Consider the following 24,609-nt stretch of genomic DNA (forward strand, 5'->3'; position numbering starts at 1 on the left):
AGCTTATTTGGCTGGCCCCTTTTCTTCCTTGCCGCCAATAAGCTCAGCAACTTCTTTAGCCACAACACAATCTTGCTCTTCATTACCTATCGCCATATTGGCACAAGATGATGACAACGGGTTTTGGCTACTTAAGCTTAACTCCTCATCAAATTCGCTTTTCTCTTCTTCAACGGTTGCAGTCTGGCCGCTAGCAGTTACGCTCATGCTTTGTACTTTATCTACCAGACGATAAGCGACTACAACACCCAGAACACCAAAGATAATTGAGCCTATTGCTTGGCCAACCAATACGCCATACACCCCGCCCCACTGCGCACCAAAATAAACAAATGGGATAGTACCTATTGTGGCTTTACCCACGTTAAACAAGGTCGAGTACTTCGCTTTACCTAAGTTATTAAATGATGCGTTAGCTACAAATAAAATACCGGAGAACACAAAAAATACTGCAATATAACTGCAGAAGAACACAATAAGCTCGGCCGCATCGCCTTGCATATCAAATACACTCACAATTTGATTGCGAGTTAAAAACAGCAGTAACGACACCCCAAGCACATACGCCGCACAAAATTGAATTGCTCGAGTAAGTGACTCTCTAACCCGCTCAAACTCAAGCGCTCCATAATTTTGCCCAACAATCGGGCCAATAGCGCCTGATAAGGCAAAGATCATCCCGAATGACACAGGGATCAATCGACCTAGAATTGCCCAACCAGCAACATAACTATCACCAAAGTCAGCAATCGCTCGCGTGACGACCGCATTACCTATTGGCGTTGCTACATTGGTTAGCATTGCAGGCCCTGCAATGGCGAAAATAGGTTTTAGATCTTCAACAAAGTGATCGAAATTAAAGCGGCCAAATAGATTATGTTTTACCACTACACCTTTAGCAGCAACAGCAAACACCGCAAAGCGCGCCATCACCGAGGCTACAGCCGCCCCTTCTATGCCCATTGAGAACATAAAAATAAAGATGGGGTCAAATACTGCGTTTACACCGCCACCAATTAACGTCGACATCATCGACAGTTTGGCATCGCCAACAGCTCTTAATGCACTACCTAAGGCCATGGCAAGGCAAATTAGTGGTAACGATGGCACCAAAATACTGAGGTAACCTTCAGCAAGTTCGGCGGTTTTTCCTGTTGCGCCTACTAAACTGAGTAGCTCAGGAATAAACATATAAACCGTAATGGCAACCAAGATACTCATCAGTAAGGTCACCACTAAGCTGTTCAGCAGTAATCGTTTTGCTTTTTCAGTTTCTTTGGCGCCAATAGAACGTGACACCAACGCGCCAAGAGCAATCGAAAGCCCAATGCCAATTGATGTAGTGAAAAACGAAATAGTGCCAGCATACCCAACAGCTGCAGCCAGCTCTTGCTCCCCTAATAAACTCAGGAAAAAGATATCTAATAAATCGACCACAAACAGCGCCGAAATACCAATAGCGGCCGTTGAGCTCATTACTAATATGTGACGTAAAATCGAGCCTTCTACAAATTTGGCAACAGCCATAACACCTCTTAGCCTTAAGCTAGTCCTTTAATTAAATAAGCCTATTTTCGGCTTGAAAAACACTACAATTCACTCTCAAGCTCACTGCCGCAATGATTACAATAAAGCGCATCGTTTTCATGTCCGACTTTCAAGCAATTACTGCAACGTCTTAAATCCCTTGTACGGCCAATTTCTTGAGATATTTCAGCGGTTAATATCCCTGTTGGAATAGCAATTATCGAATAACCTAATAACATGGTAAATGCAGCAATAGCCTGCCCCAATGGCGTTCCAGGAGTTATATCGCCGTATCCAACAGTAGTTATCGTCACGATGGTCCAATAAATTGATTTAGGGATCGATGTAAAACCGTTTTCAGGTCCTTCAACCACGTACATTACGGCACTTAACACCACCACGATCAAACTGACCGAGAAGAAGAAAATAAACACCTTACGCCCAGATTGCAGCATGGCGCGCAGTAATAAGTTGCCCTCACTTAAATAGCGCAGCAGCTTTAATACGCGGAAAATCCTGAACAGGCGCAAGATCCTGATCACCATAGTGAAATTTGCACCAGGAAACAACAATGCTAAATATGTGGGTAATACCGATAATAGGTCAACCACGCCATAAAAGCTTTTCGCGTAACTCAGTGGCTTCGCCGAGCAATAAAGCCTTAATAGATACTCGATGGTAAAAATAACAGTAAAGCCCCATTCGAGCATAACGATAATATCGCCATAACGCTCATGTACTCTGGCCACGGTATCGAGAAAAACCAAGGTGACACTAATGACGATACACAACATCAAACTCAGGTCGAAATAACGCCCCGCGGGGGTGTCGGTACCAAAAATAATCCGACGCAATTTAAGTTTGAACGGACTTTCAGTTTCTTTCTCTGTTGCCATTGTTGCAGCAACTCCTTACAAAAAAATCGAAGAGGCACACCAAACGTAATCGGCCTGCCAAGCTATTTTAATAAATGATATCAATAGTGTGACACGCAACTGGATTGAGCTCAAAAATAATCTTCATGTTTAACATCAACAGTAGCGTGGTTTTAAGGTAAGATAAGTTCAATTTCTCTGTTTTTTAGCGCTTAATTACACAAGGTTTTTCATGGGTTTTATAGCTTGGTCATTCGGTATTGTTCTGTTTATAACTACGAGTTTATTTTCAACGACAGCTTTTGCTATTGGTAAAATAGATCTAGTGGTCGTTAATAAATCTGATTCAAGCATGACAGTATTTAGACAAGGCAAAGCGCTAAAAACATATCGTATCGCCATGGGCGATAACCCAGTTGGTCATAAACTTACTGAGGGTGATCAGCGTACGCCTGAAGGCCGCTATATTTTAGATTACAAGAAATCTGATAGTGCTTACTACCGCGCAATTCATATCTCTTATCCCAATGACGAAGACCGCTTACGCGCCAATGCCCTAGGCATTAATCCGGGCGGACAGATAATGATCCATGGCGAAAACCCGAATTCTAATCTCTCACCAGAAGAAGCTCAGCAATATAACTGGACCGATGGTTGTATTGCGGTAACCAACGCTGAAATGGATGAGCTTTGGCTGGCTATTGATGCAGGGATCCCGATAGAGATCTGGCCCTAAACTCATATCCGCTTTTTATGACAAACGCTGTCAACTAAGCAGCGTTGATATACATTATTACTTTCCCACGCCCATGCAGCATTAAGGCACAACAATGACATACCAAGAATTAATTAATAGCTGGTCTACTTTTAGCAGTGAGATTCAAGCATTTACACAAGACCTAGGATTAGACACATTAGCACTGGAATGTGACCATACTGCGTTAAGAGTTAACAGTAATCAAAGCGCAGATCTGTTGCGCCATGAGTTTGCCAGAGTCGGTAACATCATCTCTGATAACATGATCAACGGCCGCCCTATTTTAATCATCGAACTTAACACGCCGTTAATGATGGGCAATACAGCCATCGAGTGTGTCGAACTGCCCTACCCGAGCGACAAAGTGTATCCACAACAAGGTTGGGAGCACATTGAACTGGTACTTGATTGCGGCGCAGCAGATTGTGATGAACTCACTCATGCGCTACTTGAAAAAGCGCCGCAACTTGCTGCAATTATCGCAGGCGAAACCGAGATCAAAGTAAAGATGAGCTCACCAAAAGGTGATAAAGAACGCTTAGCGAACCCAACTATCGCCTTTAAGAAAAATGGCCTTTGTATCAAAGTCCACTCTCAAAGTATAAAAGCCGTTATTGCCTCAGAAGCAGAGTAACTATTAGAGGGGAAGATTAAAGCCAAAGTGCATTCTTCCCCTTTTCCTCAAGCTAAAACCATCAGCTGTGCCAAGCTCTATATTCACGGCTTAAATTCCATAGCTGCATCAACTTACTGATCCCCTTGCTACGTCCAATCGTAATAACTTTCACGCGCTTATTATCGTAAAACTAACCTTGCTAGTACTGGCCCAAAGCGCTATCACTTTTTGGGAGCTAGATATTGAGTTAGCACACTTCGAATACTGTAAGGAATATAAATGTGAATGTATTGATAGTTGGCGGCTCTGGCGGTATCGGCTTGGCACTAGTAAAACATTACCTAACATCCAATGATGTAAACGTATTTGCGACCTACCGGACTCAAAAGCCTTTCCTTAATCACCCTAACCTGGCTTGGTATAAAGTTAATGTGACAGTAGAAAGTGACATCGAAGAACTTGCCAATCAGCTTCCCAGTCTACGCTTACTGATAAACGCTGTAGGTATGCTCCATGATGGTGAGCATAATCCTGAGAAAAGTATAAAAGAATTTAATAGTGATTTTTTCAACAAGAATATTGCCATCAATGTCACGCCTAGCTTGCTGCTAGCAACGTATTTCTCGAAACATTTAACTGCTAAATCTACGAGTCACTTTATTACTATTTCCGCCAAAATAGGCAGCATTGAGGATAATCGTCTAGGTGGCTGGGTAAGCTATAGAAGCTCAAAGGCAGCGCTAAACATGGCGATGAAAACCATCAGTATCGAATGGCGTTTCAAGCAGGCTAATACCTGCGTATTAGTATTTCACCCAGGTACCACAGATACAGAGTTATCCAAGCGTTTTCAGCGTAATGTGCCGGAGGGAAAACTATTTACCCCTGAATATGTAGCCAATTGTCTAAGCCGAATCATCCGTGATACCAGCTCAAGTGATACTGGTAAGTTTTATAGTTACGATGGCTCTATATTGCCTTGGTAAGTAAATACTGAATATGAAATTTATTGAACAGAAAGTTTGCAAGAACTTGCTAATCAAGACGTAAACAAGAGGTACCGCCACACTTGGCTTTGACATGTCGTATAGAACGTACAAACTCGGAAATAGCACAAATAGTTAAACTCAGTGTTATCACTAGATCTATGCCCACATGACTGCTCAAACTCTGAGCTAATGATGGCTCGCTATATATCAATCCCCCCAATATACGACCGGCATTAAATAAGCTCGCGATAATAATAACGGGGCAAATAATCAAACCGAACCAAAACCAAAATTGTTTGAATATTTTCATTTAAATCCTTTTAAATATATTTTTAAACGGGACATACTAGAAACCCAAAAGCCTGAAATCAGTTTCAGGCTTTTATTTTTACAACATTCAAAAATTAAACTAATTACAAGCTCAACAGATAATCCAAGCCGCCTGTAATCGCGGCAACTTGCGCAAGAATGCAGTTTTCATCATCTGATAATGGACTGTCTGGATACACTTCAGTCGTGGTCACATATTTAGCATCTGTTACGCCGGCACATAAACCTAAAGCCTTAGTTGCGTAATTAATCACACCAAACTGAGATAATTCAACGCCAATTAACTTGCCATCTTCATCCGCTGGCGCAATATGGGTCACCTGCTCTACAGATTTAATCATGGCGGTTTGAAAAGCATCTTGTGGGTTAATTGTGTCACCCACTAGATAAAAACCATCAGGGATATTCCAGTTTGTATGCTCCACTGCGTCACGAGCAGCAAGCGCTGGTCTAAATTCGCTGTTGTCGGTATCAGTGGTTTCATGCAAATCGATATGAGCAAAGATCTCAACACCCAAATCCGCTAATAGCTTGATTAATGCAGCTGACTCTTCTGCTGGGCTATCTGCGTAAAAAGAACGATTTGGATCAATCGCCTTAGGATTCCAGCGGTTAATGGTTTCATATCCCCACGGGCTAATACATGGCGTAACCAAAATATTGAATTGTTCGGCGTATTGCTCTGCCTTAGTCTCAATAAAGCGAATCGCACCTTGTACACCACTGGTTTCGTACCCATGAACACCACCGGTAACCAAGATAGTCGGTTTGGTTAGATCCCAGTTCTTTGACTTAACTGCAAATAACGGATAACGCTCAGCATCATAAGAAAGCGCACCATATTGCTCAACATCAAAACGCGCTTTTAGTGCATTCACCTTAGTGAGTACTTCATCCTGATATGAGCGCTTAACAGACTGAACATTCAGCCATTGGGCTTTTTCTGCGTCGCCCCATTTCTGACCTTTTACGCCAATCGCATACACTTGCTGATCCATTTTTGATTCCTTTTGGCTTGGTTTTATATCCAAGCTCTTCTATACCTAATACAGTAAAAGACTAACTTTTTTCAGCGCCTTTTAACTCCAGCGTTAAATTACTCGAGAGCATAAACGTGATATACATTGATATCAATGCCATTATCCGTATACCTACTCAACAAGGTTCGACATATTAATGCCTTGAGTAACACAACTGTGCTGGTAAAAATTAATCAACTGTTCATTTGCAAGGATGATTTATATGAATGCATTAAGACATGGTTTTTCTATTGGAATCGAAAGAGTCGCAGATGAGTTCTTTCTCACTCTCAAAGCCAAAGGAAAGTTAACCCACAGCGATTATCTAGCGATCACACCAGTAATTGACTCGGCGCTATCTGAGGTTAAACAGCCCAAAATCAAAGCGCTATTCGATGCAACAGAGCTCGAAGGATGGGAGCTTAGCGCAGCTTGGGATGACCTTAAATTGGGGCTTAAGCATGGCAATCAATTTGTAAAAATTGCGCTTTATGGCAATAAAGGCTGGCAAGAAACAGCAGCTAAAATTGGTCGCTGGTTCGTCGCGGGTGAAATGAAATACTTTGACAATGAAGCCGATGCCTTTGCTTGGCTAAATGAATAGCAGGCTATATCTATTAACTAAATGTTTAGTAGGCAAACACGCATCTGAATAAAAAACGCCAGCAATTGCCGGCGTTTTTTATTTAGTTAATAACTAATAGAAAATATGCGAACAACTACCTTCCAGCCAATGCTCTTGCTGGTAGCGTTTGGCTCGCTTTCCATGCTGGGTATAAAGTTGCAATCACACTCATAATGAAAGCTAAGCACACCACGGTGACAACATCAGCGCCATTGAGCTCTGACGGCAAAAAGTCAATAAAGTAAACATCCGCCGATAACAACTGAATACCTAAGATTGATTCAATACCTTTGGCTATCGCACTTAAATTAAGTGAAATACTAACCCCAAGCACTGCGCCGATTGCACAGCCCAATAAGCCGTTAAAAGCCCCTTGCACGACAAATATCAGCATTACTGACGCCTTTTTCATGCCCATAGTAAGCAAGATTGCGATTTCTGATTGCTTGTCACGCACTGCCATCACTAAGGTTGAAACAATATTAAAACAGGCGACAGCAATCACTAAGGCTAACACCAAATACATTACCATTCGCACCAGTTGGATATCTTGGTAAAGGTGACCTTGGGTGCGGGTCCAGTCTGATATATACACGTATTGCTGCTGACTATAGCCAAGATCTCTAATAAGTCTTGGGGCTGCAAACACATCATCAACTTTAATTCTCACCCCAGAAACACTATCGCCTAAATTGAGCGTCTTGGCAGCATGTTGCATCGGAATATAAGCTGTGCTCATATCCAGTTCACCACCTAGCTCAAAAATTCCCGAAACGATAAAGCGATGGCTTTTAGCTGCTGCTATTTTGCCTTGTGACTGAGCATTAACATTCGGCATGTACAAACTAAGAGTCTGACCCACTTTCAGATCTAAACTTTTGGCAAGTCCTCGGCCTAATACAATATTGTTGGTTTCTTGCTCACCAAGACTTTGCCAACTTTGTTCGGACATAAATTGCTTAATATTGGAAACATTCGCTTCATTATTAATATCAATACCAAGCACGGTTAGCCCCTGAAAACCGCCAACCTTCTGTACTAATCCTTGCATACGAACAAAAGGGGCTGCGGCAACAATCCCGGGGATCTGATTAGCGTCATTGACGATATTCTGCCAATCATAAATAGGCTCATTTACACCGATAAGTTCGCCATGAGATACCACTCCCAGTAAACGTTGCTCTAACTCTTTTTCAAAGCCGTTCATCGCTGATAGCACAACGATTAGTACAGTAACACCTAACGCAATACCTGCCGTTGAGGCGAACGAAATAAAGTTAATAAATCGATTAGACTGACGCGCTAAATAAAAACGCCAGCCTATCCACATAGCTAACAAACTTCTCATGAAGTGAGTTCCTTTTGTTGCACTAAGCGGCCATCTTTCATGTGCAGCTGTCTATCCATGCGCGCTGCTAATTTTTGATCATGAGTCACAACAACAAAAGCGGTACCAAGTTGAGCAGCAAGTTCGGTAATTAGCTGATAAACCGCTTCACCACTTTTAGCATCGAGATTACCCGTTGGCTCATCAGCCAGCACTAGCTTAGGATCGTTAATCAAGGCGCGAGCAATTGCCACGCGTTGACGCTCTCCGCCCGACATTTCAGCAGGGGTATGCTTTAATCTGTGTCCAAGCCCGACACGTTCCAGCAGTGCAGTCGCTTTTGCTTCAACCTGCTTACGGCTTTTACCTTGAATAAGTGCTGGCATAGAAACGTTTTCAAGAGCAGTAAACTCTGGCAACAAATGATGGAACTGATAAATAAACCCTAAGTTTTCATTACGTACTTTGGCTTGGCGAGCGCTAGATAGCTTATAGAGATCTTCACCTAACATGGTTACTGTGCCACTAGTTGGGCTATCAAGGGTGCCCATAATATGCAGTAAAGTACTTTTACCTGAACCAGAACTACCGACAATAGCGAGCTGTTCACCTTTAAAAACCTGTAGATCGACATCATGCAAAACTTGGGTATCGACAGTACCTTCTTGATAACGCTTACTGACGTTACTCACTTGTAGCAATAACTCTTGATTCATTGTTAACTCGCTATTCATATCTTTAATCGTGATCTACTCGAACTGCTATTGGTTTATATTGTGCTTATTCATATCTAAGCGCAGATGCAGGCTGAACATTCGCCGCGCGGATCGCAGGGTAGATAGTTGCCACTAAGGTCATCACCAAAGTGCCTACTACAATCCAAGTTAATTGGCTCAACTGCAATTGCACCGGTAAGTTTTGCCCGGCTCCTAATATAGAGATCCCAAGGAAATGAGTAATGCTGTTAAGGTTAAGGGTGAGCAAGACGCCTACAGCCACGCCAGATAACAAACCAATCACAGCATTTAAAGAGCCTTGAATAAGGAAAATACCCATCACATTTGAAGTTGTTAGCCCTTGAGTCTTTAGCACCGCAACATCCGTGGTTTTATCAACAACCATCATGACCAATGCCGATACAATATTAAATGCAGCCACTGCGATAATAAGGCTAAGCATTAACGACATCATATTCTTTTCCATTTTCACTGCGCCAAACAGATGACCGTATGTATCACGCCAATCAGTTGTGGTTACTACAGTTGGAAATTGCTTGATAACTGTTGGTGCTATCGCCGCGGCATTAAAAGGATCATCCAGATAAAGGCGCAGCTCTTTCACTTCTCCCGCCTTTTGGCGCATCAGCCTTTGAGCATCATCGTGGTGCACATAAGCAAGCGTGGCATCCACCTGTGAGCCCATCTCAAAAATACCCACAACAGTAAACTTACGCTGGCTCGGCACAGGTCCTAGTGGCGTATATACCACGCCATCACCACTTAATACGCGAATTTTATCCCCGGGTGCCACATCCAACATTCGAGCTAATTCAGCCCCTAAAATAATGCGATACTTCCCCGCCACTAAGGTGTCAAAATCACCTGAATATACGTTTCTAGTCGCACTCAGTAGGTTTTTCTCCTGCTCAGGGTACACACCATAAACTTGGGCTGCGCCAATGTTAGTTGGTGACTGCAACATAGCTTGAGTTGACACACTTGCGGTTGCACCAACAACACCTGGAAGCTCGGTAAGCTTGACGACTTGTTGCTGCCAGTTATCTATTGGCGCTTCGGAATGCACAGTAAGCTGAGGCACTGCACCTAAAATACGTTGTTTTAGCTGACCTTCAAGGCCATTCATTACCGAACTAACAACGATTAAGGCCGCGACCCCGAGTAAAATGCCAGATACCGCAAAGATAGTAATAAATGATGCAAACGCATTGGCTTTGCGCGCGCGCCAATAACGGTAGCCAATATAAAACGATAATGAAAAATTCATTAATTAACCCAAATAAAATCGACTTATGCTGAGCTCATAGCCCAAGAAAAATTCAGACTCATTCCCTTAGCTTTAAGGATAATTGCTCAACGCTTCACAAAAATCTCAGGAGGGTTTATCTAATACATTGCCTCCAAACCCGACATTTTTGTGTCTAACCTTGCTAAATCATAAAGATGCGCACGATAATAGGGGTATTAGCCCCCTAAAAACAAGAGGCAACTCCCTTGTTAACCGACTCTACAGCCTATTTTAGTATTAATCATCCATTTGATGCCTATTTGAGTCTTTGGGACAGTACTAATCCGCTTCCCTCTGCGCAGTTACTCAGCGCCATGTTGCCAAGTGGACTACAACTCATTAGTGACGTTAAAGCACTTGAAGCTGATTGCCTATTGCAACTGCGCCACCTAGACGACGAAGCCAAAACCGTGGTTGAATTTTTAAAGTTACAATCACGCAAAATCGACATGGTATTGCAGCATGTGATGGCAAAAGAGCAATATGACGGTGACTTATATCAAGCAAGCCACTTTGGTGGCAGCGGCTTTACTGTAATTAGCGCTACAGCACTTGAACTTGGGCGTGAATATAAAGCGACCTTGCATATTAAAGAAGAACTGGTCGCACTTTTATGTATTGCCAAAGTGCAAAGCTGCACATTACTTGCAGATAATAGCGGTGAACAAGCTATATCAAACAGCGAGAGTGAAGCCGCGCCTTCACGTTACGCCTGTGAATTTAACTTTAGTGTGATCCAAGAAAGCGATGTAGAGCAACTGGTAAAAGCCAGCTTAAGCCTGCAGCAAAAACAACTTAAATTACGTAAGCTAGCCCGTTAACACAAAAAGAATTTTCACTGGCATGAGTTGAGACAAGCCTCTACAATACTTAGCAACTTTACTGCTAATGGACTTGTTTCCTCGCCTTAATGAATGCTTTTTCTGTATTGACTCCACCAGCGGTCAAGAGCGCAAAACTCGCGCAAACGCTGTGTACACTCGGCGGCGCTGATCAAGCGCTAACCATCGCCAACATTGCTAAACAGCACAAGGATGTAACCTTAGTGGTTACCGCCGACACGCCGACGGCAATCGCGCTTGAAACCGAACTAAGCTACTTGTTGAGTGAGCAGTCAATATCGATTTGGCTTTTCCCAGACCGAGAAACCTTACCTTACGACAGTTTTTCGCCTCATCAAGATCTTGTCTCTCAGCGTTTAGAAGCCTTATCTCGCATTCCACAAGCTGAGCAAGCAGTAGTGATTGTGCCTATCACCACCTTAATGGTGCGTCTACCGCCGCAATCGTTTTTAACAGGCAACGTACTGATGCTTGAAAAAGGCGATAAATATCGTCTATTAGATGTGCGCGAGCAGTTAATCAATACTGGTTACCACGTGGTTGAACAGGTTTACGAACATGGTGAATTTGCCGTTCGTGGCTCAATCATCGATATCTTTCCAATGGGCTCAAGTCAGCCATTTAGAATCGAGCTATTTGATGATGAAGTGGAAACTATTCGTCATTTCGACCCAGAAACACAGCGCTCTAGCAAAGAGATTAATGCAATTCGCTTATTACCAGCGAAAGAGTTTCCAACCGATGACAGCGCGATTGAAGGATTTAGACAAAGATATCGCCGCCGCTTTGAAGTATTAGTTAAAGAGCCGGGCTCGATTTACCAAATGGTCAGTAAAAAAACCATGCCAGCGGGTATCGAAAACTATTTACCGCTGTTTTTTGATGAAACCGCCACCCTCTTCGATTATTTACCTAGTAATACTCAGCTGGTGACTATTGGTGATATTGAAGCCGCGACACAGTCACACCTTAATGAAGTTGAAGCGCGCTATGAAGACCGACGAGTCGACCCTTTAAGACCTCTGCTGACCCCAAAAGAGCTGTATTTACTCACAGAGCAAATATTTTCTGAATTTAAAGCGCTGCCACGTTTTGGCCTTAAAAATACTGGCTACACAGGTACCGCGGTTCAAGCTAAAGTCAGTAAGCTTCCAGATATAAGTGCTAATCACAAACTCAAGCAGCCACTAATTGAGCTTGAAAAGTACGCTGAACTTGGCGACAGAATGCTGTTTAGCGCAGAATCTGAAGGTCGGCGTGAAGCTCTAATTGAGCTATTAGCCAAAATCAATCTTAAGCCTAAGCTGTTTACCCACCTCGATGAGTTTGTTGCTAGCAAAGCCAAACTAGGCCTTATTGTGTCGCCTTTGGCACAAGGCTGTATCATCGAGAAAAAGACTGGCGGCAAATTCAGCTTAATCTGTGAAACTGAACTTTTTGGGCAGCGTATTTCCCAAAGACGACGCCGCGATAAGCAGCGCCAAATAAGCTCAGACGCACTGGTTAAAAACCTTGCTGAGCTTAAAGTAGGCCAACCAATTGTTCACCTCGATCACGGTGTCGCCCGTTACCAAGGTCTTGAAACATTAGACACTGGTGGCTTAGTCGCTGAATATTTGGTTCTAGAATATTCCGGTGGCGATAAACTATATGTTCCGGTTGCTTCCCTGCACTTAATTAGTCGCTACAGTGTTGGCCCTGACGAAGAAGCAACGCTTAACAAACTTGGTAACGAAAGCTGGGCCAAAGCCAAGAAAAAAGCGGTTGAAAAAATCCGTGACGTCGCAGCAGAACTACTCGATGTTTATGCTCGCAGACAAGCACGTCCTGGTGAGGCGTGCCGTATTGATCAAGAAGAGTACGCCTTGTTTGCCAATAGTTTCCCTTATGAGGAAACCGTTGACCAAGAAACCGCTATTGAAGCCGTTCTTGAAGATATGCGCTCACCAACGGCGATGGATAGACTAGTGTGTGGTGATGTAGGCTTTGGTAAAACCGAGGTCGCTATGCGCGCGGCTTTTGTTGCAGTAAATGACGGTAAGCAAGTTGCGATTCTGGTGCCAACCACCCTACTCGCGCAGCAACATTATGAAAACTTTAAAGACCGATTTGCTGATTGGCCGTTTAAAATTGAAGTCATGTCGCGTTTTAAAACCGCCAAAGAACAAACTCAAGTAATGAAAGACTTACTTGATGGCAAAGTAGATATCGTTATCGGTACCCATAAACTACTGCAATCTGAAGCAAAGTTTGAAAACTTAGGCTTGCTTATCATTGATGAAGAACATCGCTTTGGCGTTAGGCAAAAAGAGAAAATTAAAGCGCTGCGTGCCAATGTAGATATTTTAACCTTAACGGCAACGCCAATTCCGCGAACGCTTAATATGGCGATGTCGGGCATGCGCGATTTATCGATTATAGCCACGCCTCCTGCTAAACGTTTAGCAGTAAAAACTTTTGTCAGAGAATATGACGAAGCGACTATTCGTGAAGCATTGTTACGAGAAATATTAAGAGGCGGCCAAGTCTACTTCTTACATAACAGCGTTGAAAGCATTGAAAAACGAGCCGATGAGATCCGTGACTTGTTGCCTGAAGCACGCGTTGTGACCGCACACGGTCAAATGCGCGAGCGTGAGCTAGAAAAGGTGATGTCTGATTTTTATCATCAGCGCTTTAACGTGCTTGTTTGTACCACTATCATTGAAACCGGTATCGATGTGCCTTCAGCCAACACCATTGTTATCGAGCGAGCTGATAACTTTGGTTTAGCCCAATTACATCAACTGCGTGGTCGTGTTGGTCGTTCACACCATCAAGCATACGCTTATTTAATGACGCCGCATCCTAAACGTATGACCAAAGACGCTCGTAAACGACTCGAAGCGATTGGTGCATTAGAAGATCTAGGTGCAGGCTTTATGCTAGCGACTCAAGATCTAGAAATTCGCGGCGCAGGTGAACTGCTAGGTGATGAACAAAGCGGTCACATTTCCAAAATTGGTTTTACCCTATATATGGAAATGCTTGAAGATGCGGTTAAATCACTCAAGCAAGGTAAAGAGCCATCGCTAAATCAGATGCTGCGCCATCAATGTGAAATTGAGCTTAGGATCCCAGCGTTATTACCTGAAGATTATGTTGCTGATGTCAATATGCGTTTGTCGCTTTATAAACGTATCGCGAATTGTGAAACAGCCAAAGCAATTGATGAACTCAAAGTCGAGTTAATTGACCGTTTTGGTATGTTACCTGACGCCACCAAAAACTTGATGGAAATGACGCTTTATAAGCATTTAGCCACACAGTTAGGCTTAAGAAAAATCGAAATGCACGCTAAAGGTGGTAGTATAGAGTTTGGTGAAAACAATAAGGTTGATCCAACCTTTATTATCGGCTTACTGCAAACTCAGCCCCAAGTTTATCGAATGGATGGGCCAAATAAGCTAAAATTTACTATGCCTTCTGAAACAGCAAAAGACAGACTCGCATTACTTAAGCTGTTAATCGAGCAGTTGTTTCAACATCGTCTTGGAGAATAACCGTGTTAAGACTATCTAAAAACAGACTAAGCGCAGCTTTAGCTGTTAGCCTTTTATCTGGCTTTGCAGCGAATACATTTGCGGCTGAAGAGCGCTGGTTTGAGGTCGAAGTCTATATCTTCGAGCGCGATGTTCCTACAACCGAGCAATGGCCGACTGAAACCGCGACCAAATCAAACCGTAAGACTGTGGATTTTATTACCCCGTTAATTAGTACCGACCTCACAGCAGTGAGCATGGGCCTAAACGGTTGTACTTCTACAGATTGGGCAACTGATAGCGTAAATTGCAACGAACAAATGAGTAGTGCCAAACATAAAGCAATGGCAGATGTACCGATGCAAATTTCGGCGCCAAGTCCAGCTGTGGCACATTTAGGTGATGGTGCTGTACTATTAGCTCAAAGCCAAAGTCAGTTTAAAGATATTATGGCCACCATTTCTCGCGAAAAAGGCACCAGTAGCTTGCTGCATATGACTTGGCAGCAATCTATGCTTCCTCGTAATCGCGCTGTTCCGGTTAAGCTTTTTTCCGGCCATGATTATTCAGAAGAGTATGAGTTTAACGGTCAGCCTATAGAGGCGAACAACAATAGCTCAGAGTTTGGTAACTTTGAATTTTTCAGCTCTCAACTTTCTAATAACAGCCAAAAGCCTGTTTGGAAGTTTGACGGCACGATAAATATCTATTTACAACACTACCTGTTTATTGAAACCGACTTTAGGTTACGCGAAGCGGGCAGTAAAACCGTTACACTGGCGAGCAGTGAACTGCGCGCAGATTCGAATACAGTGGAAACAGCTTCACAAGAAGTGACCACTCCGTTCCTATACTCTATTCCAATGACCCAAAACCGACGCGTTCGCAGTGATGAAGTGCATTACTTTGACCACCCGAAAATGGGTATGATTATTCAAATTCGTAAAATGGAGCATCCAACTGCACGAGTTGCAGAGCCAGTGCCTCAAGCAGATACCGCAGCTCTGCCAGACGCAAGCTTTTAAAGTTGGATAATTGAAAAGTCGAGGTAGATCTCATCTGCCTCATCTTCCTCTACAAACACATCTTCAACAAGTGAAGATGGCGAACCGACGTAGCACCAACTAATCAGTTTATCCACCGCGGGTTCCCCGCCTTGCGCTAAAACCTGTACCGAGCCATCGCTTAAATTACTCACGTAACCTGTCACGCCAAGAGCTGTTGCTTGCTTTAGAGTATGCTGGCGATACGAAACACCTTGTACCTTACCTTTCACTTTTATCACAACACGTTTCATCAGGTATTCCTTGCAGTTCAACGGCACTTAACTATATGTGATCAGTATAATACCAATCTTACCATTCGCTTAAATTAGCACTCTTTGAACAGAAAGGTTCAATAGACATAAAAAGCCACCAACAGCTAACGCAATTGGTGGCTTTATATAATGATTTAAAATTATGCAGCTACAAATTGCAGCTTTTAAGATGAGTCACGGTTTAGCCGGCTTTAAATGTCTTAATAAGCTGTAAATGAGCCGCTAAAGACGCAAACTTATGTTGTTGCTCATCATCCCACTCTATTGGGTAAAAGTCTTTAAGCAACGCTTCTGTAGCCAGATTATCAGTCACCTTGTCATTACGGGCTAGAATGCACAGAGCCTTCGCGTTATTCTTGTCGCGAAAACCTTTAACACATTTATTGGCAATATCAGCGTATTCTTCCGGTCGATCAATTTTTCCAACCATATTATCTTGTGGTGCTAAGTTAGGGTTAACTAGTACCGACTTTATGCCATTTAAAAAACCAATTCGCTCAGCCCAATAACCGCCAAGACCCACACCTATAATCAAAGGTGCAGGATCGCCTGATGATGCAATTTGCTTATTCACTTCGTTCAATAGATATTGCATGTCATTTTTTGGATGCAACGTGCTGTAACTCACAAGGCGCACATCATCATCGATAAACTGCAACTGACGCATTTTGTCGTGATTGCCAGGGCTTGTTGCATCAAACCCATGAAGGTAAAGGATCATATTGCCCCCAAATACCAAATTCTTAAATTAATATAAGCCAACCTAGCAAGCTCAGCTTAAAACCATATTGCGCTAAATCAAACTTTTAGCAATTGCCTTAGCATGTTCCCAACGCGCATTATCTTGTAGCGCTAATGCTACCTTTTTATGATCCGGCTTAAGTAAATTGGCGCTTAACCCTTTATCGTCTGTTGGCCAATTTACGCCAGCTAGCACTTCTGTTGCGCCGGCGCTTTCATTGCATACCAAAATCATATTACAGCCTGCATCTAATGCAGCCTGCGCCCTTGCAGTATAACCACCAGCAACAGCAGCCCCTTTCATACCAAGATCATCAGAAAAAATAACGCCATTAAATGATAATTGCTGGCGCAGCACCTCTTGTAGCCAAAATGATGAAAAACCTGCAGGCTGGCTATCAACTTTAGGGTAAATAACATGTGCAGGCATAATACCCTGCAATCTATTTTTAGCGATTAAATTTGAAAATGGCTGCATATCGTCTGCAAAAATTTCATCTTTAGTACGCTCATCAACAGGTTTAGCAATATGAGAATCTGCTGCAACACTGCCATGCCCTGGAAAATGCTTACCAACAGCGCACATACCCGCTTGTTCCATACCATCAATAAACGCACTCGCAAGTTCAATCACTTCGCCTTTTTCAGGGCTAAAGCTACGAGTGCCAATCACTTGGCTAATACCATTTAAATCTAGTACTGGTGCGAAACTTAAATCAATATCGACAGCTAATAATTCAATCGCCATTAGATATCCAAGCTCGGTAGCCCAAGCTTTAGCCTGAACCATGTCGCCTTTTGCAGCGGGTAAGATATCGCCCATAGCTGGTAATACCGTAAAGCCATCACGAAAACGCTGCACACGGCCGCCTTCATGATCCACTGCGATTAGAATATCAGGGCGAATAGCGCGGATTGATTTGACCAGCGTTATGAGCTGCTCGCGATCAACATAATTGCGGCTAAATAGAATAAGGCCGCCGACCATAGGGTGAGTTAACTGCGCTGATTCTCTTTGATCTAACGTTGTGGACTCGATATCTAACATCAAATAACTCATATAACCCTCAAATTTTTTATCGAGATAAAATCTAGCCTAACTAATACAGAATAAAACAACAGCAGGGATTAAGCTAAAAATAGTTAATAACCTTATGTTAATCCTAAACTAATACAAGATTAAGCTGGAGCAAACACAATATAGCGACAACTAAAAAACAATTAGTTTATCTAATACTCTAAAATTGCATACAAAAAAACTAATGCTAAAGATGACTTCAAAGTATGGGATACTTTTTTTACACCAATAATTCAAGCGACTAAGATTAACCACAAGCATTGTTTTTTACTTACTGGATAGCTGAAATATACCAAGAATAGCGTCATTCCTCCATCCAGTAGTGTCTTAGTGAAGTTGGTTATAATTATAACGACTAGAGCGATAAAGGTTTAACATGATTAGTGTATTCGACATGTTCAAGATCGGCATAGGGCCGTCAAGTTCTCACACCGTTGGCCCAATGAAAGCCGGCAATGTTTTTATCAACCAGTTACAAGCACTTGGTCATCTAGATGAGATAGATGAATTGCGCTCGGAATTGTTTGGCTCTTTAGGCCAAACAGGTAAAGGCCACGGTACAGGTAAAGCGGTGATTTTAGGCCTAATGGGCGAAGCGCCAGATACTGTTGACACCGACAATATTGATGCAATTTTACAACAAGTTAGCGATGATGAGAGTCTACTACTTGCCAGCGGTCGTGCAGTGCGTTTTACCCGTGCAAACGGTATCACCTATCACAGACGCAAAAGTTTACCTGCACACGCCAACGCCATGACGTTATACGCCTATAAAGCGGGCGAGTGTATTTATGAACGCACCTATTACTCTGTTGGTGGTGGATTTATTCTCGATGAAGATGAAATTCAAGCTCAAGACGCCTCACCTGCAACACCAATTAAAGCCGCACCCTATGACTTTAACTCAGCACAACAACTATTAGAGCTTTGTACCGAAAACGGTTTTAGTATTTCATCGCTAATGATGGCTAACGAACTAAGCATTGCCGATAGTGACGAAATTGAAGAGCAGCTTTGGCATATTTGGCAAACGATGAAAAACTGCGTTGAACGTGGCTATTTAAAAGAGGGCATGTTGCCTGGCGGATTAAAATTAAGACGCCGTGCACCATCGCTGTATCGTCGCCTTAAAGCTGAAGGTAAAAACTGTGTTGATCCGTTAACCGCTATGGATTGGGTTGACCTATTCGCGCTTTCAGTTAATGAGCAAAATGCTGCAGGCGATCGTGTTGTTACCGCTCCTACTAATGGCGCTGCAGGCATTATTCCAGCCGTTTTATGCTATTACGATATGTTCGTGCAAGAAGTAGATAAAGACATCTGTTGTCGCTATTTACTCACTGCAGCGGCTATCGGTATTCTTTATAAAAAGAATGCTTCAATTTCAGGTGCCGAGGTCGGATGCCAAGGTGAAGTGGGCGTGGCCTGCTCTATGGCAGCAGCAGCGTTAACTGAAATCATGGGCGGCACGGTTGAGCATGTAGAGAACGCTGCTGAAATTGGCATGGAACATAACTTAGGCCTAACCTGTGACCCCGTAGGCGGCCTAGTGCAAGTTCCTTGTATCGAGCGTAATGCTATGGGTGCAGTAAAAGCAATTAATGCTTCTCGTATGGCAATGCGTGGCGACGGTAACCATAAGGTATCACTGGATAAAGTGATCAAGACTATGATGGATACCGGCAAAGATATGCGCAGTAAATACAAAGAAACAGCCAAGGGTGGCCTAGCGGTAAACATTGTAGAGTGTTAACTACCATAGGTTAACTTTGCATGACGCCATAAAAACAAAAACCTCGCATTGCGAGGTTTTTTATTCAGTTAGTCAAGACAAACGGTTGTTAACGAACCGGCAGCTCAATATCTTTAAACATGGCTTCAATCTGCTGTGCATCGCGAAGTGCTACCGCTTGCTCTACCACTGGGCGAGTTAAGTGCGGTGCAAAGTGCTCGATAAAATCATACATATAAGTTCGTAAGAAATTACCCTTTCTAAAGCCAATTTTAGTGGTGCTATGGCCAAATAAATGGCTAGCATCAATTGCCACCAAATCTTTATCCATATGTTCATCAATCGCCATTGATGCAATCACCCCCACGCCTAAACCAAGTCTTACATAGGTTTTAAGTACATCTGCACTGGTAGCACTAAATACGACTCGTGGCTCTAGCCCTGCGCGATTAAATGATTTTTCGATTTCTGATGCGCGGTCAAAACCAAACACATAAGTCACTAATGGAAAACGTGCTAAGTCTTCAATGCTAATGTTACTTCTTGCGGCTAATGGGTGATCACGAGTCACCACAATAGAGCGATTCCAGTGATAGCACGGCAACATAATCAAGTCGCTATATAAGTGCATCGCCTCAGTCGCAATAGCAAAGTCTGCATCACCTCGAGCTGCTAATTCACTAATTTGTGACGGCGTGCCTTGGTGCATATGCAGGTTAACTTTAGGATAACGGTCGATGAAGCCTTGAATAATGTGAGGCAAAGCATAGCGAGCTTGAGTATCTGTAGTGGCAATATTCAGCTCACCTTGATCTGGTTTAGTATACTCTTCTGCAACTTTCTTAATGCTTTCTACTTTGCCAAGAATGTCGTTGGCGATGCTGATTACTTGTTGGCCTGCAGGAGTAACGTGAGTAAGATGCTTACCACTTCGTCCGAAAATTTGAATGCCAAGTTCATCTTCAAGCATACGTACTTGTTTACTTATACCAGGCTGAGATGTATACAAATTCTCCGCAGTCGCGGAAACATTGAGATTGTGGTTCACCACCTCTGCTATGTATCTAAGTTGCTGCAACTTCATCTTTTATCCTTCCTTGTAGCAGGTTTATGACCTGTCTAATAAATAAGTAATGACGCATTTAAGTATAATTATTTGTTATAGTATAGCTCGATAATTATATCAAATGGAATATAGCACATTAGTCAAACGCTAAGAAACACTTATCTAGAAACCTTGATGAAGATTACTACCCTATAATGTTGATTTATAGTAGCATTGACCGAATTGTAAATTTATTGGTCCTGTTATGATATTGATTTCAGTCTTGGTTCTGATCGGTGTATTGCTATTACTAGTAATAGGGATCAGCATCATCCAACAACAAAAAGCGCGCGTTGAAGCTGAAAGGCGGACTGAACTTGCACGCCACAGAGCAATCATTGATGAAACCGAAGAAGTTTTATCAAATACAGGCCTTATCCCCTGCTCTTCGAGTATCATTTTAGTTCTTTATAAGCGCGTGGAGGAGGCGTTAAATGGTGCTCTGCCACTTGCCGCTACTCAAAGCAATGATTACCAACGCCGATTGATCGATCTTCAGGCTCAAATTCAGAGCTTACAATCAAGTCCTAAAACAGCGCCGCCTGTTGAGCAATTTCGCTTACCTGATAACGACCGCCAAGTACTCACTTTGGTGCAAACCTTAAAGAAGATGAAGGCAATACTGCGCGCAGAGCATAATAAAGGCAAGGTTGAGCCCAGTATTTTCAGTGAAGAAGAGTTGCGTATTGACAGTTTACAGCTACGTATTAACGTTGACTCCATGCTAGCCCGCGGACGTGCTGCTTGCTTTATGAAGCAATACGGTTCGGCAAAACAAATGGTGACAAAGGCCTTAGGCACATTACACACAATCAAGTCTCAAACGCCCAATGACCCTTTTATTGCTCGTAAAGTTGAAGAAGCAAAAGCTATGTTAGAAGAGGTAACAGGGGCACAAAGAAACGCCCAGCCGACTATCGTTAAAAGCAAAAGTGATGACGATGATATTGATGTGTTATTCCAGCCTAAAAGGAAATGGTGATTTAAGCTTCTCATACAGCGGATACGATTAGCATTACAAACAGCACCTCCAATTACCCAAAAGCAAGCTCTCTCCGCCTTCATCAGAAGGTGGACTTAGCCCTCAGACACAAAGCCTCCTAAGCTATCTCTATCTCTTTCATTTGCGGCCTTTCAAGTACAGCCTATTAGTATTCAAGTATTAAAAGCCTAGGTGTATAAACACATCTCAAGGCGAAGCTATGAATTAAAAAGCGCCAACAAAAAAGCCCCGAGTATTCGGGGCTTTTTAAAGCGAATAACTTACAAATGCTTACTCGGCTTTTTTAGCTTTTGGTTTTGCTTTCGCCTTAGGCTTGGCTTTTGCTTTAGGTTTTGCTTTAGCTTTCGCCTCTGTAACCCACTTACCATCAACAAACTTTGATGACCAGCCGGTAGCTTTACCGTCTACGTCAGTTGCTACGTACTGCTCTTTTGTCTTACGACTAAAGCGCACAGAAGCTAAGTTACCCTCATCATCAGCAACAGGAGCATCTGCTAGGTACTGATACTTAGGCCATAGTAGTTCGCGGTACTTAATCAACTCTTCCACTAATGGACCACGTGTTTCACGTGACTTAGGGAACGTGCTTGCAGCAAGGAAAATACCTGCCGCACCATCACGCAGTACAAAGTATGCGTCAGACTTAGTACACTTAAGCTCAGGGAGATGAATTGGGTCTTCTTTTGGCGGCGCTGCTTCACCACTCTTTAGCAACTTACGAGTGTTCTTACACTCAGAGTTGGTACAACCAAAGTATTTACCAAAACGGCCGTTCTTAAGCTCCATATCGTTACCACAACGATCGCACTCAATAATCGGACCTTCATAGCCTTTGATCTTGAACTGACCCGCTTCAACTTCATAGCCATTACAGGTTGGGTTATTACCACAAACATGTAGCTTACGAGTTTCATCGATTAAGTAGCTATCCATTGCAGTGCCACAAATGCCACAACGATGTTTGGCGCGTAATGCTTCTGTTTCAGCATCTTCACCACTGCTAACCGCTTCTTCACCAGGTGTTAAGTTTAACGTGGTTTTACAACGCTCTTTTGGCGGCAATGCGTAACCAGAACAACCTAAGAACACCCCAGTAGTACCAGTACGAATACCCATTGGGCGACCACAAGTTGGACACTTAATGTCATCAGTGATCACCATTTCGTTAGGACGCATACCGCCTTCTTCTGGTGGCAACTCGGCAACTTCTAGCTGCTTGGTGAAATCTTTATAGAATCCATCGAGTACTTTTTTCCAGTCAAGCTTACCGTGAGCAACATCATCTAATGTTTGCTCCATACTTGCGGTAAAGTCATAACTCATTAGATCTTCAAAGCTACCAACTAAACTATCACTAACAATCTCACCCATTTTTTCAGCAAAGAAACGGCGGTTATCAACTTTAACGTAACCACGATCTTGAATGGTAGAAATAATCGTTGCATAAGTAGATGGACGGCCAATACCACGCTTTTCAAGTTCTTTAACTAATGAAGCTTCGCTGTATCGAGCTGGCGGTTTAGTAAAGTGCTGCTTAGGTTGCAACTCTTTAAGGGTTACCGCATCACCTTCAGCCACATAAGGTAAGGTGTTATCTTCTTCATTTTTCTTCTTGATTGCAGTTTGAACGCGAGTCCAACCGTCAAAACGTAACGTACGACCTGTCGCTTTTAACTCATACTCGCCAGCTTTTACCGTTAGGCGAGTCGCATCATATTTAGCTGGAGTCATCTGACATGACACAAACTGACGCCAAATCAGCTCATATAAGCGCTGTGCGTCGCGCTCCATGTCTGAAAGAGAAGCTGCGCTAACTTTTACGTTAGAAGGACGAATCGCTTCGTGAGCCTCTTGAGCGCCCTCTTTGCTACCGTAGCGAATTGGCGACTCCGGGAGATACTTATCGCCATACTCATTGCCAATCATTTCACGCACGCTATCAAGTGCTTCTTGGCTTAAGTTGGTCGAGTCAGTACGCATATAAGTAATATGACCCGCTTCATATAAGCGCTGTGCCATCATCATGGTCTTTTTCACACCAAAACCTAAACGGGTACTTGCCGCTTGTTGTAAGGTTGAAGTGATATAAGGCGCCGATGGCTTACTTGATGTTGCTCTATCTTCGCGAGCTGCAACCACAAAGCTTGATTGCGATAGCTGAGTAACCGCTGTTTGTGCTTCAGTTTCATTTACAGGGTTAAACGCTTTGCCTTGATGCTTAACAACTTGCATTTTGAGCAAATCATCAGTCAGGGTATTTAGCTCTGCATGTACATCCCAAAACTCTTCTGGCACAAACGCTTTAATTTCGCTTTCACGCTCAACCACTAATCGTACAGCTACTGATTGCACGCGACCGGCAGATAAACCACGAGCAACTTTTTTCCATAATAGTGGCGATGCCATAAAGCCAACAACACGGTCTAAGAATCGACGTGCTTGTTGAGCATTGACCATATTAGTGTCAAGCACTGATGGCTGGCTAAATGCATCTTGAATCGCTGATTTCGTGATCTCGTTAAATACAACACGCTGATAGCGGGACTCGTCACCACCAATAACTTGTTGTAAATGCCAAGCAATCGCCTCTCCCTCTCTATCCAAATCGGTTGCGAGATAGATATGGTCAGCATTTGCTGCCAGAGTTTGAAGTTCTTTAACCACCTTTTCTTTGCCAGGTAAGGTTTGATATTTAGCTTTCCAGCCTTTTTCTGGGTCTACTCCCATGCGCGCGACCAGCGCCTGCTTTGCTTTTAAGCTCTTATATTCAGCCTTCTCCTCTGGAGACATCTTCTTCACTTCAGCCGCCGTTTTACTAACAACTTTAGCTTCGGTACTCGAAGATGTAGGCAAGTCACGGATGTGACCTACACTCGACTTAACGATGAAATCTTTGCCTAGATATTTATTAATAGTCTTGGCTTTGGCCGGTGATTCGACGATTACTAGCGATTTACCCATAGATTAATTTGCGCCAACGAGTCTCAAAAATCGGAAAATTGGCTCCATATATAGAGGGTTGTGTACAGAGTTTCAAGCTAATCCCTCTTTTATTTGTACTGGAGTACCAATTTTTAACCATTTTTGAAATAAATGTGAAAAAAAATAGTGCTTATTTAAAAACTAATATTTCATTATTAGTCATCAAGCAAGTATTAGTTGTGCATTTCGATGCAAAT

20 protein-coding genes are annotated in these 24,609 nt (G+C 42.9%); 9 read left to right on the forward strand and 11 right to left on the reverse strand.

The window, feature by feature from the left end:
• Positions 1-3 precede the first annotated feature (3 nt).
• The gene (locus L2740_RS14720) at positions 4-1,527 is read right to left on the reverse strand and encodes an MATE family efflux transporter (RefSeq protein WP_248950892.1); all 1,524 of its coding nucleotides are present in this window, start codon (positions 1,525-1,527) and stop codon (positions 4-6) included.
• 62 nt (positions 1,528-1,589) lie between these two features.
• Entirely contained in the window at positions 1,590-2,423 is an 834-nt protein-coding gene (locus tag L2740_RS14725; RefSeq protein WP_248471284.1) for an ion transporter, read from the reverse strand.
• Between the two features lie 211 nt (positions 2,424-2,634).
• On the opposite strand from L2740_RS14725, the gene L2740_RS14730 reads away from it, so the two are divergent.
• The 3 genes from L2740_RS14730 (at position 2,635) to L2740_RS14740 (ending at position 4,761) form a co-directional block, all read left to right on the forward strand.
• Positions 2,635-3,138: a L,D-transpeptidase family protein gene (locus tag L2740_RS14730; RefSeq protein WP_248950893.1), complete on the forward strand. Its 504-nt coding sequence runs from the start codon at positions 2,635-2,637 to the stop codon at positions 3,136-3,138.
• A 94-nt stretch (positions 3,139-3,232) separates the two neighbouring features.
• On the forward strand, positions 3,233-3,793 hold the full coding sequence (locus tag L2740_RS14735) for a VOC family protein (RefSeq protein WP_248950894.1): 561 nt from the start codon (positions 3,233-3,235) through the stop codon (positions 3,791-3,793).
• Between the two features lie 263 nt (positions 3,794-4,056).
• On the forward strand, positions 4,057-4,761 hold the full coding sequence (locus tag L2740_RS14740; RefSeq protein ID WP_248950895.1) for an SDR family NAD(P)-dependent oxidoreductase: 705 nt from the start codon (positions 4,057-4,059) through the stop codon (positions 4,759-4,761).
• Positions 4,762-5,177: 416 nt separating this feature from the next.
• Here the strand turns inward: L2740_RS14740 and L2740_RS14745 are convergent, their stop codons facing one another.
• On the reverse strand, positions 5,178-6,092 hold the full coding sequence (locus tag L2740_RS14745; protein ID WP_248950896.1) for a M14 family metallopeptidase: 915 nt from the start codon (positions 6,090-6,092) through the stop codon (positions 5,178-5,180).
• Between the two features lie 244 nt (positions 6,093-6,336).
• Between L2740_RS14745 and L2740_RS14750 the strand changes: the two genes are divergently transcribed.
• Positions 6,337-6,717, forward strand: coding sequence for a SpoIIAA family protein (locus L2740_RS14750; protein WP_248950897.1), 381 nt, complete (start codon positions 6,337-6,339; stop codon positions 6,715-6,717).
• 115 nt (positions 6,718-6,832) lie between these two features.
• Here L2740_RS14750 and lolE read toward each other — a convergent pair whose 3' ends face one another.
• The 3 genes from lolE to L2740_RS14765 all read right to left on the reverse strand — a co-directional run bounded on the left by lolE (position 6,833) and on the right by L2740_RS14765 (position 10,069).
• Positions 6,833-8,086 (reverse strand): lipoprotein-releasing ABC transporter permease subunit LolE, encoded by a 1,254-nt coding sequence (lolE, locus tag L2740_RS14755; RefSeq protein WP_248950898.1) that lies wholly within the window; start codon positions 8,084-8,086, stop codon positions 6,833-6,835.
• On the reverse strand, positions 8,083-8,781 hold the full coding sequence (gene lolD / locus L2740_RS14760) for a lipoprotein-releasing ABC transporter ATP-binding protein LolD (RefSeq protein ID WP_248950899.1): 699 nt from the start codon (positions 8,779-8,781) through the stop codon (positions 8,083-8,085). The genes lolE and lolD overlap by 4 nt, the downstream gene beginning before the upstream one ends.
• A gap of 64 nt (positions 8,782-8,845) precedes the next feature.
• Positions 8,846-10,069 carry a lipoprotein-releasing ABC transporter permease subunit gene (locus L2740_RS14765; protein ID WP_248950900.1) on the reverse strand — a complete coding sequence of 408 codons (1,224 nt, stop codon included), beginning with the start codon at positions 10,067-10,069 and terminating at the stop codon, positions 8,846-8,848.
• 227 nt (positions 10,070-10,296) lie between these two features.
• On the opposite strand from L2740_RS14765, the gene L2740_RS14770 reads away from it, so the two are divergent.
• The 3 genes from L2740_RS14770 (at position 10,297) to L2740_RS14780 (ending at position 15,478) form a co-directional block, all read left to right on the forward strand.
• Positions 10,297-10,911, forward strand: coding sequence for a hypothetical protein (locus tag L2740_RS14770; protein WP_248950901.1), 615 nt, complete (start codon positions 10,297-10,299; stop codon positions 10,909-10,911).
• 89 nt (positions 10,912-11,000) lie between these two features.
• Positions 11,001-14,474, forward strand: coding sequence for a transcription-repair coupling factor (gene mfd, locus L2740_RS14775; RefSeq protein WP_248950902.1), 3,474 nt, complete (start codon positions 11,001-11,003; stop codon positions 14,472-14,474).
• A gap of 2 nt (positions 14,475-14,476) precedes the next feature.
• Entirely contained in the window at positions 14,477-15,478 is a 1,002-nt protein-coding gene (locus L2740_RS14780; protein WP_248950903.1) for a peptidoglycan binding protein CsiV, read from the forward strand.
• On the opposite strand, the gene L2740_RS14785 is transcribed toward L2740_RS14780, so the two are convergent.
• The 3 genes from L2740_RS14785 to nagZ all read right to left on the reverse strand — a co-directional run bounded on the left by L2740_RS14785 (position 15,475) and on the right by nagZ (position 17,572).
• Positions 15,475-15,750, reverse strand: coding sequence for an acylphosphatase (locus L2740_RS14785; RefSeq protein WP_248950904.1), 276 nt, complete (start codon positions 15,748-15,750; stop codon positions 15,475-15,477). The two genes, L2740_RS14780 and L2740_RS14785, sit on opposite strands and share 4 nt — an antisense overlap.
• Before the next feature lie 202 nt (positions 15,751-15,952).
• Positions 15,953-16,492 carry an alpha/beta hydrolase YcfP gene (ycfP, locus tag L2740_RS14790; protein WP_248950905.1) on the reverse strand — a complete coding sequence of 180 codons (540 nt, stop codon included), beginning with the start codon at positions 16,490-16,492 and terminating at the stop codon, positions 15,953-15,955.
• 72 nt (positions 16,493-16,564) lie between these two features.
• On the reverse strand, positions 16,565-17,572 hold the full coding sequence (nagZ, locus tag L2740_RS14795; RefSeq protein WP_248950906.1) for a beta-N-acetylhexosaminidase: 1,008 nt from the start codon (positions 17,570-17,572) through the stop codon (positions 16,565-16,567).
• 394 nt (positions 17,573-17,966) lie between these two features.
• On the opposite strand from nagZ, the gene L2740_RS14800 reads away from it, so the two are divergent.
• Positions 17,967-19,343, forward strand: coding sequence for an L-serine ammonia-lyase (locus L2740_RS14800; RefSeq protein WP_248950907.1), 1,377 nt, complete (start codon positions 17,967-17,969; stop codon positions 19,341-19,343).
• Positions 19,344-19,431: 88 nt separating this feature from the next.
• Here L2740_RS14800 and cysB read toward each other — a convergent pair whose 3' ends face one another.
• Positions 19,432-20,406, reverse strand: a complete 975-nt coding sequence (gene cysB, locus L2740_RS14805) for an HTH-type transcriptional regulator CysB (RefSeq protein ID WP_248471267.1) — start codon at positions 20,404-20,406, stop codon at positions 19,432-19,434.
• A 226-nt stretch (positions 20,407-20,632) separates the two neighbouring features.
• Here cysB and L2740_RS14810 point away from each other — a divergent pair, with 226 nt between their 5' ends.
• Positions 20,633-21,409, forward strand: coding sequence for a hypothetical protein (locus L2740_RS14810; protein ID WP_248950908.1), 777 nt, complete (start codon positions 20,633-20,635; stop codon positions 21,407-21,409).
• A gap of 291 nt (positions 21,410-21,700) precedes the next feature.
• On the opposite strand, the gene topA is transcribed toward L2740_RS14810, so the two are convergent.
• Positions 21,701-24,391, reverse strand: a complete 2,691-nt coding sequence (gene topA, locus L2740_RS14815) for a type I DNA topoisomerase (RefSeq protein ID WP_248950909.1) — start codon at positions 24,389-24,391, stop codon at positions 21,701-21,703.
• Between the last annotated feature and the right edge of the window lie 218 nt (positions 24,392-24,609).

This window comes from Shewanella pneumatophori, assembly GCF_023283895.1.
Taxonomy (GTDB): domain Bacteria; phylum Pseudomonadota; class Gammaproteobacteria; order Enterobacterales; family Shewanellaceae; genus Shewanella; species Shewanella pneumatophori.

Coding starts and splice junctions, on each gene's coding strand:
- L2740_RS14735 (WP_248950894.1), top strand. CDS start 3,233: ATGACATACCAAGAATTAATTAATAGCTGGTCTACTTTTAGCAGTGAG.
- L2740_RS14725 (WP_248471284.1), bottom strand. CDS start 2,423: ATGGCAACAGAGAAAGAAACTGAAAGTCCGTTCAAACTTAAATTGCGT.
- L2740_RS14785 (WP_248950904.1), bottom strand. CDS start 15,750: ATGAAACGTGTTGTGATAAAAGTGAAAGGTAAGGTACAAGGTGTTTCG.
- mfd (WP_248950902.1), top strand. CDS start 11,001: ATGAATGCTTTTTCTGTATTGACTCCACCAGCGGTCAAGAGCGCAAAA.
- topA (WP_248950909.1), bottom strand. CDS start 24,391: ATGGGTAAATCGCTAGTAATCGTCGAATCACCGGCCAAAGCCAAGACT.
- L2740_RS14810 (WP_248950908.1), top strand. CDS start 20,633: ATGATATTGATTTCAGTCTTGGTTCTGATCGGTGTATTGCTATTACTA.
- L2740_RS14720 (WP_248950892.1), bottom strand. CDS start 1,527: ATGGCTGTTGCCAAATTTGTAGAAGGCTCGATTTTACGTCACATATTA.
- lolD (WP_248950899.1), bottom strand. CDS start 8,781: ATGAATCAAGAGTTATTGCTACAAGTGAGTAACGTCAGTAAGCGTTAT.
- lolE (WP_248950898.1), bottom strand. CDS start 8,086: ATGAGAAGTTTGTTAGCTATGTGGATAGGCTGGCGTTTTTATTTAGCG.
- L2740_RS14765 (WP_248950900.1), bottom strand. CDS start 10,069: ATGAATTTTTCATTATCGTTTTATATTGGCTACCGTTATTGGCGCGCG.
- ycfP (WP_248950905.1), bottom strand. CDS start 16,492: ATGATCCTTTACCTTCATGGGTTTGATGCAACAAGCCCTGGCAATCAC.
- nagZ (WP_248950906.1), bottom strand. CDS start 17,572: ATGAGTTATTTGATGTTAGATATCGAGTCCACAACGTTAGATCAAAGA.
- L2740_RS14745 (WP_248950896.1), bottom strand. CDS start 6,092: ATGGATCAGCAAGTGTATGCGATTGGCGTAAAAGGTCAGAAATGGGGC.
- L2740_RS14750 (WP_248950897.1), top strand. CDS start 6,337: ATGAATGCATTAAGACATGGTTTTTCTATTGGAATCGAAAGAGTCGCA.
- cysB (WP_248471267.1), bottom strand. CDS start 20,406: ATGAAGTTGCAGCAACTTAGATACATAGCAGAGGTGGTGAACCACAAT.
- L2740_RS14800 (WP_248950907.1), top strand. CDS start 17,967: ATGATTAGTGTATTCGACATGTTCAAGATCGGCATAGGGCCGTCAAGT.
- L2740_RS14730 (WP_248950893.1), top strand. CDS start 2,635: ATGGGTTTTATAGCTTGGTCATTCGGTATTGTTCTGTTTATAACTACG.